At 72.1% G+C, this 12,955-nt stretch carries 11 protein-coding genes; 6 read left to right on the top strand and 5 right to left on the bottom strand.

Translation table 11 applies throughout. The features are described from left to right. The first annotated feature begins 135 nt into the window (after nt 1-135). Complete coding sequence (locus F8O04_RS13730) at nt 136-1,044, top strand: aminotransferase class IV (protein WP_188726498.1); 909 nt, start codon at nt 136-138, stop codon at nt 1,042-1,044. A gap of 95 nt (nt 1,045-1,139) precedes the next feature. Here the strand turns inward: F8O04_RS13730 and F8O04_RS13725 are convergent, their stop codons facing one another. The 3 genes from F8O04_RS13725 to F8O04_RS13715 are packed head-to-tail and all read right to left on the bottom strand — an operon-like array spanning nt 1,140 to nt 4,352. Next, a complete protein-coding gene (locus F8O04_RS13725; protein ID WP_158029958.1) occupies nt 1,140-2,378 on the bottom strand; it encodes a DUF4097 family beta strand repeat-containing protein in 1,239 nt (412 codons plus the stop codon). Nucleotide 2,379: 1 nt separating this feature from the next. After that, the gene (locus F8O04_RS13720; RefSeq protein ID WP_158029957.1) at nt 2,380-3,111 is read right to left on the bottom strand and encodes a LuxR C-terminal-related transcriptional regulator; all 732 of its coding nucleotides are present in this window, start codon (nt 3,109-3,111) and stop codon (nt 2,380-2,382) included. After that, entirely contained in the window at nt 3,102-4,352 is a 1,251-nt protein-coding gene (locus tag F8O04_RS13715; protein ID WP_158029956.1) for a sensor histidine kinase, read from the bottom strand. Before F8O04_RS13715 ends, F8O04_RS13720 begins: the two co-directional genes overlap by 10 nt. A gap of 184 nt (nt 4,353-4,536) precedes the next feature. On the opposite strand from F8O04_RS13715, the gene F8O04_RS13710 reads away from it, so the two are divergent. Continuing rightward, a complete protein-coding gene (locus F8O04_RS13710) occupies nt 4,537-5,088 on the top strand; it encodes a hypothetical protein (protein WP_158029955.1) in 552 nt (183 codons plus the stop codon). 19 nt (nt 5,089-5,107) lie between these two features. On the opposite strand, the gene F8O04_RS15135 is transcribed toward F8O04_RS13710, so the two are convergent. Next, a complete protein-coding gene (locus F8O04_RS15135) occupies nt 5,108-5,734 on the bottom strand; it encodes a TetR/AcrR family transcriptional regulator (RefSeq protein ID WP_225735087.1) in 627 nt (208 codons plus the stop codon). A 157-nt stretch (nt 5,735-5,891) separates the two neighbouring features. On the opposite strand from F8O04_RS15135, the gene F8O04_RS13700 reads away from it, so the two are divergent. From F8O04_RS13700 to F8O04_RS13685, 4 genes are all read left to right on the top strand, one after another. Further along, on the top strand, nt 5,892-7,565 hold the full coding sequence (locus tag F8O04_RS13700; protein ID WP_225735086.1) for an ABC transporter substrate-binding protein: 1,674 nt from the start codon (nt 5,892-5,894) through the stop codon (nt 7,563-7,565). Nucleotides 7,566-7,709: 144 nt separating this feature from the next. Beyond that, on the top strand, nt 7,710-8,768 hold the full coding sequence (locus tag F8O04_RS13695) for an ABC transporter permease (protein WP_225735085.1): 1,059 nt from the start codon (nt 7,710-7,712) through the stop codon (nt 8,766-8,768). Beyond that, complete coding sequence (locus F8O04_RS13690; RefSeq protein WP_158029953.1) at nt 8,765-9,610, top strand: ABC transporter permease; 846 nt, start codon at nt 8,765-8,767, stop codon at nt 9,608-9,610. The genes F8O04_RS13695 and F8O04_RS13690 overlap by 4 nt, the downstream gene beginning before the upstream one ends. Continuing rightward, on the top strand, nt 9,607-11,205 hold the full coding sequence (locus F8O04_RS13685; protein WP_188726499.1) for an ABC transporter ATP-binding protein: 1,599 nt from the start codon (nt 9,607-9,609) through the stop codon (nt 11,203-11,205). Before F8O04_RS13690 ends, F8O04_RS13685 begins: the two co-directional genes overlap by 4 nt. Nucleotides 11,206-11,236: 31 nt before the next feature. On the opposite strand, the gene F8O04_RS13680 is transcribed toward F8O04_RS13685, so the two are convergent. Further along, nucleotides 11,237-12,718, bottom strand: a complete 1,482-nt coding sequence (locus F8O04_RS13680; RefSeq protein WP_158029951.1) for a helix-turn-helix transcriptional regulator — start codon at nt 12,716-12,718, stop codon at nt 11,237-11,239. Nucleotides 12,719-12,955: the final 237 nt, after the last annotated feature.

Here is a 12,955-nt window from a genome sequence, read left to right as displayed (position 1 = left end):
GGCGCGGTGCGCCGTTCTTCCGGAGGCTCCCCGTTGATCGCGGATCATCGCCCGTGCGCGACATCGTACCCCTGTCGCGGCGCCCTCGCCGCACACCGGCGCCGCGCTGGCAGGAACGCGGCCTACCCTTGCGGCATGGTCACGTCATCCCGGCTGCTCGCCCTCCTCGACGGCTCGCTGATCGACCCGGCGACGCCGATCGTTCACGCCGACGATCTCGGCGTCGTGCGGGGCGACGGGGTCTTCGAGACGCTGCTCGCCATCGACGGCGAGCCGCGCGACCTCGAGCCCCACCTCGAGCGGCTCGCCGCGTCGGCGAAGCTGCTCTCGCTCCCCGTTCCCGATGCGGCGGGCTATCGCCGCGCCATCGCCGCGGTGCTCGGCGCGTGGCCGTGGGCCGATGCGCAGGAGGCGCTCGTGCGCATCGTCCAGACGCGCGGTCGCGATGTGGGGCGCGGACCCGGGTCCGAGCTCGACCCGCCCGACGCCGGCGGGCCGGGCGGCTGGGCACTGGCCTTTCCACTCTCCCCCGCGGTCGTGCGCCAGCGCAGCGCCGGGGTGCGGGTGCTTTTGCTGGACCGTGGTTTCGAGGGCGACGAGATCGCGCCCCTGCCGTGGCTCCTGCCCGGCGCGAAGACGCTGAGCTACGGCGTCAACATGGCAGCGGGTCGCTACGCCGCCGCCAACGGGGCCGATGACGCGATCTTCGTCTCGCCGAGCGGGAACATCCTGGAAGGGCCGACGTCGGGGGTGGTCGTCGACCTCGACGGCGAGCTCGTGACCCCGCCGCTCGCGGGCATTCTCGACTCGATCACGGTCGCGCACCTCCGCCGCGAAGGACCAGCAGCGGGCCTCGCGCTCCGCACGCGCGAAGTGACGCGCCAGGAGCTGCTCGCGGCCCGAGGGGCGTGGCTGCTCTCGAGCGGGCGCATCGCGGCGCCGGTCGTCAGCATCGATGGCGAGCCGTTCCGCGTCTCACCGCTGCACGAGCGCCTCGCGGCCGTGCTGCGCGTGCCGGGGGCGGCGGGGGCATCACCCGCCTGACGCCCCGCCCAACCGTGCGGAGCGTGACGATTGCCCAGCTGGGTCGCCATGTCGGCTCAGCCGGGCAATCGTCACTCGGATGGACGGGGGCGTGCCTATCCCCCGTGCTGCGAGACGGCGGCGATGCCGCTGCTCACATTGACCTCGAGCGTCGCGTCGGCCGTCGACGAGGTCTCGACATCGACGTCGCGCGCGCCGCTCGAGGCCGTGCCGGTGAGGTTGTAGGCGCCGGTTGGCAACGTGAGCTCGCCGTATCCGGACCGCACGTCGAGCACCGTGGAGGCCGGCTGGTTTCCGTGGACGTTCACGCCGAGTACGCCGGAGCCGACCGACAGGGCGACCTCGTCGGCGTCGTACACCGTCAGATCGCCGGCGCCCGACTGCAGGTCGCAGTGGATGCTCGAGGCGGCGCCCTCGAAGGAGAGCGCGCCACTGCGCGCCGCGAGCTCCACCGTGCCGTAGTCGCCCACGATGCTGAGCGCACCCGACTGCATGGTGGCGGCGAGCGCGGGCGCCGACTCCTGAAGCGCATCCGGCAGCGTGAGGGTCGCGCTCGTGCTCGACCATCCGAACGGACGGGCGCCCCCGGTTGTGTCCGACTCGCGCACCGTGAGCACGCCGTCCTCGACCTCGAACCGCCAGTCGGGCATCGAGCCCGCCGTGGTCGAGATGTCGAGGGTGGCCGCGTCGACGCCGCCGTACCGGATCGTCAGCTCGCTCGACCGGCCGTCGACGACGATCGACTCAACGTCGTCGACGGCGATGCTGTCGCTCCAGTCGAACGTCGGCACGTCCTCCTGCCACGGCCCGGGCCCTCCCCAGCCGCCGACATATCCGTCGCCGCGCGACTGCGAGGGCATCGCGATCGCGCTGTCCCAGATGCTGGTGCCGAGGGTGGACAACGCCACGAGCCCGCCGACGATCGTGAGCACGACGGCGACCCAGGCACCCTGGCGGCGGAACGGCCCGGACGCGTTGCCACGTCCCGCGCCGCTGCCACCGTCGTCCCCCCTCCCGGCTCCTGCGCCTGGTGGCGGGCTCATTCCCCGGCTGTCGTCGCCGGGCGCGCCACCGGGCGCTCCGCCGAAGGGGGCACCGGGCGCGTCGTCCGACGGGGCACCGGGCGCGTCGCCCGACGGGGCGATGCGTTCGGCAGGCATCGTCGGGGCAACCGGCTCGGGTGCCGCGAACCCCTCGCCCGTGGCCGAGCCCTCCGCGGTCCACGCTCCCGATGCCCGCCCGGCATCGACCGCTTCCGGCATCGTCGCGTCGCCGGGTACCTGATCGGAGCGGAACTCGTGGCCCTGCGGTTCGTTGCTGTCGTTGGTGTTCATGTCAAGCTCCCCTTCTGGGCACGCCGGTGTTCGACGAGTAGGTGTTCGACGAGTAGTGGGCGGGCCCGCCGCCGGAGCTGCCCTGGTTGGCGTTGGCGAGGTACGTCAGCACGGCCAGCACTCGGCGGTTGCCGTCGGTGTCAGCGCCGAGATCCAGCTTCTGAAACAGCTGCGAGATGTGCTTCTCGACGCTGCCCTCCGTCACGAACAGCGCCTTCGCGATCGATTGGTTCGACTTGCCCTCGGCCATGAGGCCGAGGACCTGGCTTTCGCGGGGCGTGAGGCGGTCGAGCCTCGAGTCGCGGCTGCGGCGGTGCAGCAGCTGCGCCACGACTTCCGGGTCGAGGACGGTGCCGCCGCCCGCGACCGTCTCGACCGACTCGAGGAACTCCTCGATGTCGGTGACCCGGTCTTTCAGCAGGTACCCGAGCCCGCCGCGACGGTCGGCGATGAGCTCGGCGGCGTAGCGCTCCTCGACGTACTGGCTCAGCACGAGGATGCGAATGGCGGGATGCGAGGCGCGCAGCCGGATCGCCTCGCGGATGCCCTCGTCGGTGAACGTCGGGGGAAGGCGGACATCGAGCAGCACGAGCTCGGGTTCCGCCTCCGTCACGGCGTCTTCCAGCCCCGTCGCGTCGGCGAGCGCGGCGACCACCTCGTGCCCGGCATCCTGCAGCAGCCGGATCATTCCCTCGCGCAGCAGGACCGCGTCTTCGCAGATGATTACTCGCACGGCAGGCTCACCTCCACGGTGGTCGGGCCGCCGGCCGGGCTCGTGAGCGTGAACGTGCCGCCGGCTGCGCGGACTCGATTGGCGACACCGTCGATCCCGCCGCCGGGCAGCGGATTAGCACCGCCGACACCATCGTCCTCGATGCGGGCCCAGAGCTTGCCGCCCGGCCGCTCAACCGCGGTGACGCGCACCTCGGTGGCACGGGCGTGCTTGTTGGCATTGGTGATCGACTCGGCGATGGCGAAGTACATGGCCGCCTCGACCTGCGGGGCGCAGCGCCGGCCGATCCGGACGTCGAGGGAGACGGGGAGGTGCGACTGCGAGGCGAGCGCGCTCAGGGCGGCGTCGAGGCCGCGATCTTCGAGGATGGCGGGATGGAAGCCACGCGCGAGCTGGCGCAGCTCGGTGATCGCCGCCTTCGTCGACGTGTGGGCCTCGTCGATGAGCGCGACGGCCCGGTCCGGTTCGGTCGGCACCTTCTGCTTCGCCATGCCGAGGGTCATTCCGACCGACACGAGGCGGGGCTGGACGCCGTCGTGCAGGTCGCGCTCGATGCGGCTGCGCTCAACGGAGGCGGCGCGGATGGCCTCGCTGCGGCGCAGGTGCGCGTCGTGGGCTTCGCGCCGCAGCTCTTGCTCGCGGTTCGGAGCGAAGATGGGCAACGAGATGGCGCGGTGGGCGACCGAGAGGGCGTACAGGGTGGCGACGGCGATCACGATGGCCAGGACCCCGAAGAGGATGTACCACGGCGAGTCGACGGGCAGGCCGAAGTAGGAACCGGGCCGGAAGTCGTCGGGAGAAGCCCCCGGCGGCGTCCAATCCGCGAACGGCCACGTGATCGCGCCGATACCCCAGCCGATCACCGATAGCAGCGCGAGCGTGATCCACCCGAGCAGCGTGGTGATGAAGCCGTGGAGCAGCGCGAGCCAATTGTTGCCGTCGGCGAACTGCAGCACGAGCGTGTGCAGCGGCTGCCATCCATCGGTTCGGTTCGACCGCTTGAATGGTGCGTGTCGGATGTCGGTGTCGAAGAGTGTCGCGACGCGCCACGACTCGATGTACCAGATACCTCGAAGGACGAGGGCGAGCAGCGCCGCGAAGAGAAAGCCGACGAGCACGAAGGCGAGGCCGATGGAGAGGCCGGCGAGCACGCCGAGCGTGCCGAGGACGAAACCACCCAGGAGGCCGTAGGCGGCGAGATTCGCGATGGTGGCAAGTGATCTGCCGAGTCCGAGGTTCATGCCACTAACGCTATTGGCGGACGAGGCGGCCGTCTCCCGTGCCAGCCCCAGATCGCTCGGGGGTTATCCCCCGCCTTTCGTCCCCACCTGCGCGTCCGCAGCGCGGAGCGAGTACGTTGGGCCGGGCCTCGGAGCGTCACCCGTGGCGTCCCGCCAACGGCCGGATCCCTGCGAAAGGCTCGACATGACCGACCTCATCCCGACCGCCGCCCTGCCCGCAGCATCCGCTCGCCCCATCCGTTCCGGACGCGGCCGGCTCCGACGCCTGGGCGCGCCACTGCTCGCCGCGGCGGTCGCCCTCTCGCTCGCGGCCTGCGGGCCGACGGGGCCGGGCGCGGACACGGAGCCCGGCGAGACGAGCGACGGAGTAGCCGCCACGGACGGCGCGACCACCGCGGCGAGCGAGTGCGCCGATGTGGAGGCCGCGATCGCGGCCACGCAGGCCCGGCTGAACGCGCTTCCCGACAAGATTCCGGGCGACCTCCCCGGCGCGATCACTGACGTGCAGACGTCGATCGATGAGGTGACGACGCTCTCGGAGCGCGTCCAGGACGGCGAGTTGAAGCAGCACCTCGAGAACGTCACGGCGCGCGGTACCGAGGCGCTGACGATTCTTGAGCAGGCGCAGGCGGGCGAGATCACCCTCATCGAGGCTGGCGCCCAGGGCATGACCAAGCTCGGTGAGCTGCAGTCCGACCTCAGCGCGCTCAGCGACTATTGCGGGGGCGGCGAGTAGGCGCCGCGACGGCCCGGCCTCACCGAGGGACTGCCGGCAGCTGCGGAAGGCCCGCGAGCGCGCGCTCGATATAGGGCGCGAGCTCGCCTCGATCGGTTCCCGCGCGCATCCATTCGATGCAGGCCGCCGCGACGCCCCCGGTCACCGCCGACGCGTAAGCGGCGTGGGCGAGCCGGTCGCCGCCCGGGTCGAGCCGGGCGAGCCGTTCGCGCAGCACCCCGGCGCGCTCGAGCACGAGCACCGCGCCGGTCTCGAGGAGGGCGCGCCCCGTGCCCATGAGCTCGGCCTGCGAGGCCGCGACGGGGATGCTCGACGCGTCGACCTGGCGCGCGAGGGCGAGGATCGCCGCGCGCACGACGTCTCCGGGCTCGCGGTGCTCGGCCGCGGCGGCTTCGAATGCGGCGTCGGCCCCGTCGAGCGCGCGGAACACGGGCCCCCATAGCACGTCGGTCTTGCCGGTGAAGTAGTTGAAGAAGCTCGATCGGCTGACGCCCGCGCGCCTCGCGATGTCGGTCACGCTCGTCGCCTCGTAGCCTCGCTCGAGGAACAGCTCGCAGGCGGCCTCTTCGATCGTCTCTCGGGTCGTCGCCGTCGGGCGTCCCCTGACCGGCTGCGGCTCGCGCCCGGCCGCGTCGGCTTCTGCCACGTCGCCTCCGACTGCTCGTCCCGCGCCGCGTTCTCGCGGCGTCCCCCTACGGTACGTGGAAGCCGCTCGTCGCCCGCGGGCGACGACCGCTCCCAGAATGGTCGAGGCGGGGGCGATGGCGTTTGTTGGACCCGATCCAAAAGTCTAGGATGCTCTGGTGCCCGAACTCCGACTCGCCTCACTCCCCCACCCGTCCCCCCGTCTCCGCGGCCGAGTGAGAACGGCCCGCATCATGGCCGCATCGGCCGCGGCCGTCGCCATCGTGGCCGCGCTCGCAGCGTGCTCCCCGGGCGAGACCGAGCGCACCACCCTCGTGTATGCGACGGGCGACGCCGAGCCCTCGTGCCTCGACCCTCACGTGGGCGGAAACTGGCCGCAGGCGCTCGTCGGCAACCAATTCGTCGAGTCGCTGTTCTCGCGCAACGACGGTGGCGAGATCATTCCGTGGCTCGCAACGGGTGCGTCCGAGGCCGACGACGGACTCAGCTGGGACATCGCGCTGCGCGAGGGCGTGACCTTCACCGACGGCACGCCCTTCGACGCCGAGGCCGTGCGGGCGAACGTCGAGCACCTCAAAGACCCGGCGACCGCGTCGTCAACCGGCGTACTCGCGCTGGGCAAGGTCGAGCGCGTCGTCGCCGTCGACGAGCACACGGCCCGTTTCGAGCTCTCGGAGCCCGACGGCGCGCTCATCGAATCGCTCGCCCAGACCTGGACCGGCATGATGTCGCCGGCCGGCTTCGAGCGCGGCATCGACGAGAACTGCCAGGCGCCCATCGGCACCGGGCCCTTCATCGTCGAGTCGTGGCAGCCGCAGGACAGCATCACGCTCGTACGGAACGACGACTACGCGTCGCCGCCTGCTGACGCCAGCAACCAGGGCCCCGCCCACTTGGAGCGCATCGAGTGGAGGTTCATCCCCGACGCGGCCTCGAGGCTCGCTGCCCTGCAGTCCGGGCAGGTCGACGTGATCGACTCGGTGCAGCCGGATGCCCTCGCCGCCTTCGGAGACGATGACGCGTTCTCGACCGCGACGTTCGCCCGCCCGGGCGTTACGGCACGCATCGAGCTCAACACGACACGCGCGCCCTTCGAGGACGCCACCGTTCGCGAGGCCTTCGCCCTCTCGATGAACCTCGACCCGGCCATCGATTCGCTCTTCGCGGGCACGCTCGACCGATCGACCTCGCTCCTGTCGAGCTCGCTGCCGTTCGCCGCGTCGTTCCCCGATCGCTTCGTGTACGACCCGGACCGGGCGAACGCCCTCCTCGATGAGGCGGGCTGGACGGCGCGCGGCGCCGACGGCATCCGCACCCGCGACGGCGAGCGGCTCACGGTCGCCTTCCCCGTGTCGACGAACCAGTCGATCCCCGCGGAGGTGTCGCTCCTCGAGCAGATCGCGGCCACGGCCGCCGAGGTGGGCTTCGACGTGCGACTCGAGCTGCTCGACCTCGCGACCTGGTACGAGCGCAGCGGCTCGTGGGAGTTCGACGCCATCATCGCGCCCTACTCGAAGTCGTCGCCCGACGTGCTCCGCACCGTGTATCACTCGATGGGCATCCCACCCGCCCCGAGCGGCTACCACGCCAACAACACGGGTCTCAGCGACCCCGCGCTCGACGCGCTCCTCGACGAGGCCAGCCAGGCGAGCGACGACGCCGTGCGCGGGCCGCTCTACGGGCAGGCGCAGCAGGCGATCGCCGAAACCGGCATGGTGATCCCGCTCTACGATCAAATGGTGCAGCTGGCGTACTCGACCGACGTGCAGGGCTTCAGGCTCCAACCGCAGCTCGGAACGCCCACCTTCCTCGACGTCACGATCGGGCGCTAGGGGCGGGATGGTCCCGGTACCGCCCCGCACACGGAGGCCTCGCACGTCCCGGTGCGTGGCGAACCGAGTGCGGCTGGTGCCGCCGCGCGGAGCATCGACGGCGCGTCGCGCGTTCGATGCACTCAGATGGTCATGGGGTCGGCCGTGAGTGCGCTCGGTGGGCGCCTTCGCGCTCTCGCGCTGCGCCTGTTCGGTGCCGTCGCCGTGATCTGGGCCGTCGTGACGGTCACGTTCCTCGCGGTGCGCGCCGTGCCGGGCGATCCCGTGCTCGCGATCCTCGGCGGTCCGGGGTCGAACGCGACACCGGAGGCGGTCGAGCAGGCCCGCGCCGACCATGGGCTCGATCAGCCGTTGTGGCTGCAGTACGTGCGTTACCTCGGCCGCGTCGCGGTGTTCGACCTCGGCGACTCGTACGACCTGCGCCGCCCCGTCACCGCGATCGTCGGCGAGCAGCTGCCGCCCACGCTCGGGCTCGCGCTGGTCGCGCTCGTGCTGGCGTGGACGCTCGCGGTCGCGTTCTCGTGGTGGTCGATGCGCGGCGGCCGGGTGGCGTGGGCGATCGCATCATTCCTCGAGGCCGTCGGCACGGTGCTGCCGCACTTCTGGATCGCGACGGTGCTGATCGCGGTCTTCGCCGTATCGCTCGGGCTGCCGGTGGCGGTGAGCCGTCCTGGCGCCGGCGGCTTGATTCTGCCGGCCGTCACGCTCGCGATTCCCGTTGCCGGGTTTCTCGGCCAGGTCATGCGCGAGCGGATGCTCGACACGCTCGAGCAGCCGTTCGTCGTCGCGGCGCGGGCGCGCGGGCTCGGCGACACACAGGTCTACTTCCGGCACGTGCTGCGGCACGCGGCCGTGCCGGCGGTGGCGACCACGGGGTGGGCCTTCGGGTCGCTCGTGTCGGGCGCCGTCGTGGTCGAGACGATCTTCGCCCGGCCTGGCCTCGGGCGCACACTGCTCGACGCGGTCATGATCCGCGACGTACCGCTCGTATGCGGGGCCCTCATCGTCGTCGCGATCGTGTACGTGCTCGTCACACTCGCGACTGAGCTCGCCGAGCGCCTGCTCGACCCGCGCATCGCGGGCGGCGCCGGTGCGGTCGAGCCTGCGCCGGGCGGCGCGGCCGGGCCCGGAACGCCCGGCCCTGGTAGCGTCCGCGGCCCCGCCGATGCCCACGCGCCCATCACCCCGGCGGGCGCACCGTGACCGCGCAGCCCGAGGTCGCGGTCCGGCGACGACGCCCCGACGCGTCGCTCTGGATCAGTGCCGCCGTGCTGTTTGGCATCGTGCTCGCCGCACTCGTGCCGTCGTTGCTCGCGCCCGGCGACCCGCTCGCGATCGATCCCGCTGAAGCGATGCGGCCGCCGGGGCCTCGGCACCCGCTCGGCACCGACGAGTCGGGGCGCGACCTGCTCACCCGCATCGTGCACGGCACGCGCGCATCGCTCGTGATCGGCGTCGCGGCCACCGCCATCGGTCTCGGCATCGGCATCGTGTTCGGGGCCGCAGCGGCGCTCGGGCCCCGCTGGCTGGACTGGGGCGTCGGCCGCGTGCTCGAGGTGGGCTTCGCGTTCCCCGGGATTCTGCTGGCGCTCCTCGTCATCGCCCTCTGGGGGCCGGGCGTCGTCACCTCCACGATCGCGGTCGGCCTGTCGACCGCGCCGGGGTACGCCCGTGTGGTCCGCGGCGCGATGCTCGGCGTGCGCGCCTCGGCCTACGTCGAGGCCGATGTCGTGCTCGGGCGCTCGCGCCGGCACCGGCTCGTGCACACCATCCTGCCGAACACGCTCGCGCCGCTGTTCGCCCTGGCGACACTCGGCCTCGGGCAGGCGATCGTATGGGCATCGGCCCTCGCCTTCCTCGGCCTCGGCGAGCCCCCGCCCTCCCCCGAGTGGGGCGCACTGCTCTCGGCGGGGCGCACCTACCTCCTGACCGGATCATGGTGGCTCACGGTGTTCCCCGGGACCGCGATCGTCGTCGCCGCGGTCGCCGCCACGCTGCTCGGTCGGGCACTGCAGCGGCGCACCCGGCAGGCGGGCACGGCGTGAGCGCGGAGACGCCCGATGCCTCGGCGACCACCCGTGGCAATGACCGGATGCTCGCGGCCGGCGACCACGCCGCTCGCCCCGCGCTCTCGGTGCGCGGGCTCGAGATCGACTTCAACGGTCGCACGATCGTGCGGGGTGTCGACCTCGACCTCGTGCCGGGGCGGGTACTCGCCATCGTCGGTCCGTCGGGGGCGGGAAAGTCGGTGACCGCTCGCGCGCTCGTCGGACTCGCGGGCGCCGGCGCGCGCGTGCGGGCGGACCGCTTCGAGATGCTTGAGCGGGGCGCCGAGGGGAGGGAGGCGCGGCGCGCCATCGACCTGCGTTCCGGTCGGGACCGCGACTGGCGCCGAGTGCGCGGGCGGCTCGCGGGGCTGGTGCTGCAGGACGCGCTCGTCGCCCTCGACCCGCTTCGCACGGTGGGCCGCGAACTCGACGAGGCCATGGGCAGATTGCCCGGAGTTCCGAAACGCGAGCGGCGCGCCCGCGCCGCCGCGCTGCTCGAGCGCGCCGGGCTCGACGACCCCGCCGCCTATCTCGGCCGGCGCGCCGACGAGCTCTCGGGCGGCCAGCGGCAACGGGCGCTCATCGCGACGGCCATCGCGCAGCATCCCGACATCGTCATCGCCGACGAGCCGACCGCATCACTCGATCGGGACACCCGCGACGGCGTGCTCGAGCTGCTGCGCGAGCTTGCGCGCGGCGGCGTCGCGGTGCTGCTGGTGAGCCACGATCTCGACGCGGTGGGGCGCGTGGCCGACGAGGTGCGCGAGCTCAGCGACGGCGGGCTGCGGGAGGCGGGCGCGGCGCCCGTCCTGCCGCCTTCGGCGTCGGCGCCTCGGGGAGCACAGGCAGTGCCGGCTCCTCGGCCTACGCAGCCTCGCGCCGCAGCAACGTCACCCCGGCCGGTCGTGCTCGGTGTGCACGGCGTCTCGAAGGCGTTCACCGTCCCCGGAGGCCGTCGCATCCAGGCCGTCGACGACGCCCGGCTCAATCTTCGCGCGGGTGAGACGGTCGGCCTCGTCGGAGCATCCGGTTCTGGCAAATCGACGCTCGGGCGCCTGATCCTCGGTCTCGAGCGCCCCGACTCGGGCACGATCGAGCTCGACGGCCGCAGCTGGTCGCCGGCGACCGAGGCCGAACGGCGCCCCATGCGCGGCGCGGTCGGTCACGTGCCACAAGACGCGCTCTCGAGCTTTGACCCTCGTCGCACGGTCGGCGCGATCCTCGCCGACGCGCTCTCGCGGGGCGCCTCGCGCTCGCCCCGCACACACCGCGACGGCATCGAGGCGGCGCTCGACGAGGTGGCGCTCTCCCGCGACCTCGCGACTCGCCGTCCGCTGCACCTCTCGGGCGGGCAGCGCCAGCGGGTCGCCATCGCGCGCGCCCTCGCCGCCGAGCCGCGCGTCCTCGTGTGCGACGAGGCCGTCTCGGCGCTCGATCCGGCCTCGACCGACGGCGTGCTCGACCTGCTGGAAGGGCTGCAGCGCGAGCGCGGGCTCGCGCTGCTGTTCATCTCGCACGACCCGCTCGTCACCGCGCAGATCAGCCACCGCACGCTCCGCATGGCGTCGGGCCGCCTCGAGTCGGCGCCCTGAGGCTCGCCACGCCCCGGGCACGGCCTGCGCGCTATGCGTGCTCGCCGAGGATCCGCTCGCCCGCACCGATCCCATCGTCGGCCCACTCGGTCGCGTGCCGATCGAGGAACTCGAACACCTCGCGCTGATCGACGCCGGGAAACTCGCCGCCCGGCAGCGGCGAGAACACGTGCTGATGCACGCGAGCGCTCGGCCACGCCCTCCCCGACCATCGCGAGGCGAGGGCCGGATTCGGTCGGCGGCAGCACGAGGGATCGTCGGGGCACGACGAGAACGCCCGCTGCGTCGTGTCGCGACCGCGGAACCATTTCGCCTCGTCGAACGGCACGCCGATCGTGATCGAGAACTCGCGCGACTCGGTGCGGCCGGTCTGCGTCGAGCACCAGAACGTGCCGGCGGGCGTGTCGGTGTACTGGTACGTGGCGGTCGTGCGGTTCCGCTGGCCGAGGGCTCGGCGGGCGAGGAAGCTCCGGCAGGCGAGCTGTCCCTCGATCGAACCGGTGATGTCGGTCGGAAGGGGGAGATCGTCGTTCTCGTACACGCGCGAGATGGAGCCGTCGTCGTCGACCCGCAGGAAGTGCAGGCGGATGCCGAGGTGCGCGGTGAGCAGGTTCGTCATGCGCAGGGCCGCGGCCTCGTGCGTCACGCCGAAGGCGTCGCGGAAGTCCTCGACCGACATGTCGCGGCGCTCCTTCGCGTCACGCAGGAAGGCGATCGAGCGGTCGATGGGCATGAGGCAGGCCGCCGCGAAGTAGTTGATCTCGAGCCGCTGGCGCAAGAAGTCGGCGTAGTCACGCGGCCGCTCGTGCCCGAGCACGCGGTGCGCCATCGCCTGCAGCGCCATGGCGCGCAGCCCGTGACCACCGGGGATCGAGGCGGGCGGGAGATAGATGCGACCGTGTTCGAGGTCGGTGATCGACCTCGTCGAGCGGGGCAGGTCGTCCACGTAGATCAGCTCGAATCCCAGGTGCCGCGCCATCTCGGCGACCGCGTGGTGCGTGAGCGCCCCACGCGTGTGGTCGACGCGGGTGAGCAGGCCGTCGGCCGCCCTGTCGAGCTCCGGCATCGAGTTATTGAGCTCGCGCATGCGGAGCCGCTGCTCGGTGTTCGCTCGGCGCGCCTCCTCGGGCGTCTCGGTGGCCTCGTGCTCGCGGCGCTGCAACTCGCGATGCATGCCGGCGAGCGCCGCGAGCACCTCGCCGGGCAGCGACTTCGTCGGGCCGATGCGCGGCAGTCCGAGTGATCGATAGAGCTCGCTCGATTGCGCGCGCTCGACCTCGACTTCGAGGCGCGTCCGCTCATCGGGCGGGGTCGGGCTGAGCATCTCGGCGAGGTCGACGTCCATTGCGGCCGCGATCTGTTCCAGCACCGAGAGCTTCGGCTCGCGCTTCCCGGTCTCGAACAGCGACAGTTGGCTCGCGAGCAGGCCGGTGCGCGAGCCGAGCGCTTCAAGCGTGAGGCCGCGCTGCTTGCGGAAGAAGCGGATGCGGCGACCAAGTATGAGCGTGTCCACTGCCCTCCCACCCGTTCCTGTTCCCCACGCTCGAGCCCCGAACCGCGCATACCGCGACGGCCGGCGAAGGAATCACGTCTCACCAGTTTTGCGCATCCAGGCAAACTTTTACCACCCTTGATCGACAAGGGTGACCCGGTTTCCGGAAGTTTGTAAACTTTTGTGATTTTTGACGCCCATTCAGCGTGCTAATGGCGGCAGTGTGGGTGAAAATGGGGGGAACGTCGCAGCCCGCCA

The sequence above is a fragment of the Pseudoclavibacter endophyticus genome (assembly GCF_008831085.1).
Lineage (GTDB): Bacteria > Actinomycetota > Actinomycetes > Actinomycetales > Microbacteriaceae > Pseudoclavibacter > Pseudoclavibacter endophyticus.
Note: the sequence above shows the minus strand (reverse complement) of the source record. Positions and strands in the feature narration are given on the sequence as shown.

What these genes read in the sequence shown, in the direction of transcription:
- F8O04_RS13730 (WP_188726498.1), top strand. Translation starts at nt 136, where the DNA reads ATGGTCACGTCATCCCGGCTGCTCGCCCTCCTCGACGGCTCGCTGATC.
- F8O04_RS13725 (WP_158029958.1), bottom strand. Translation starts at nt 2,378, where the DNA reads ATGAACACCAACGACAGCAACGAACCGCAGGGCCACGAGTTCCGCTCC.
- F8O04_RS13715 (WP_158029956.1), bottom strand. Translation starts at nt 4,352, where the DNA reads ATGAACCTCGGACTCGGCAGATCACTTGCCACCATCGCGAATCTCGCC.
- F8O04_RS13710 (WP_158029955.1), top strand. Translation starts at nt 4,537, where the DNA reads ATGACCGACCTCATCCCGACCGCCGCCCTGCCCGCAGCATCCGCTCGC.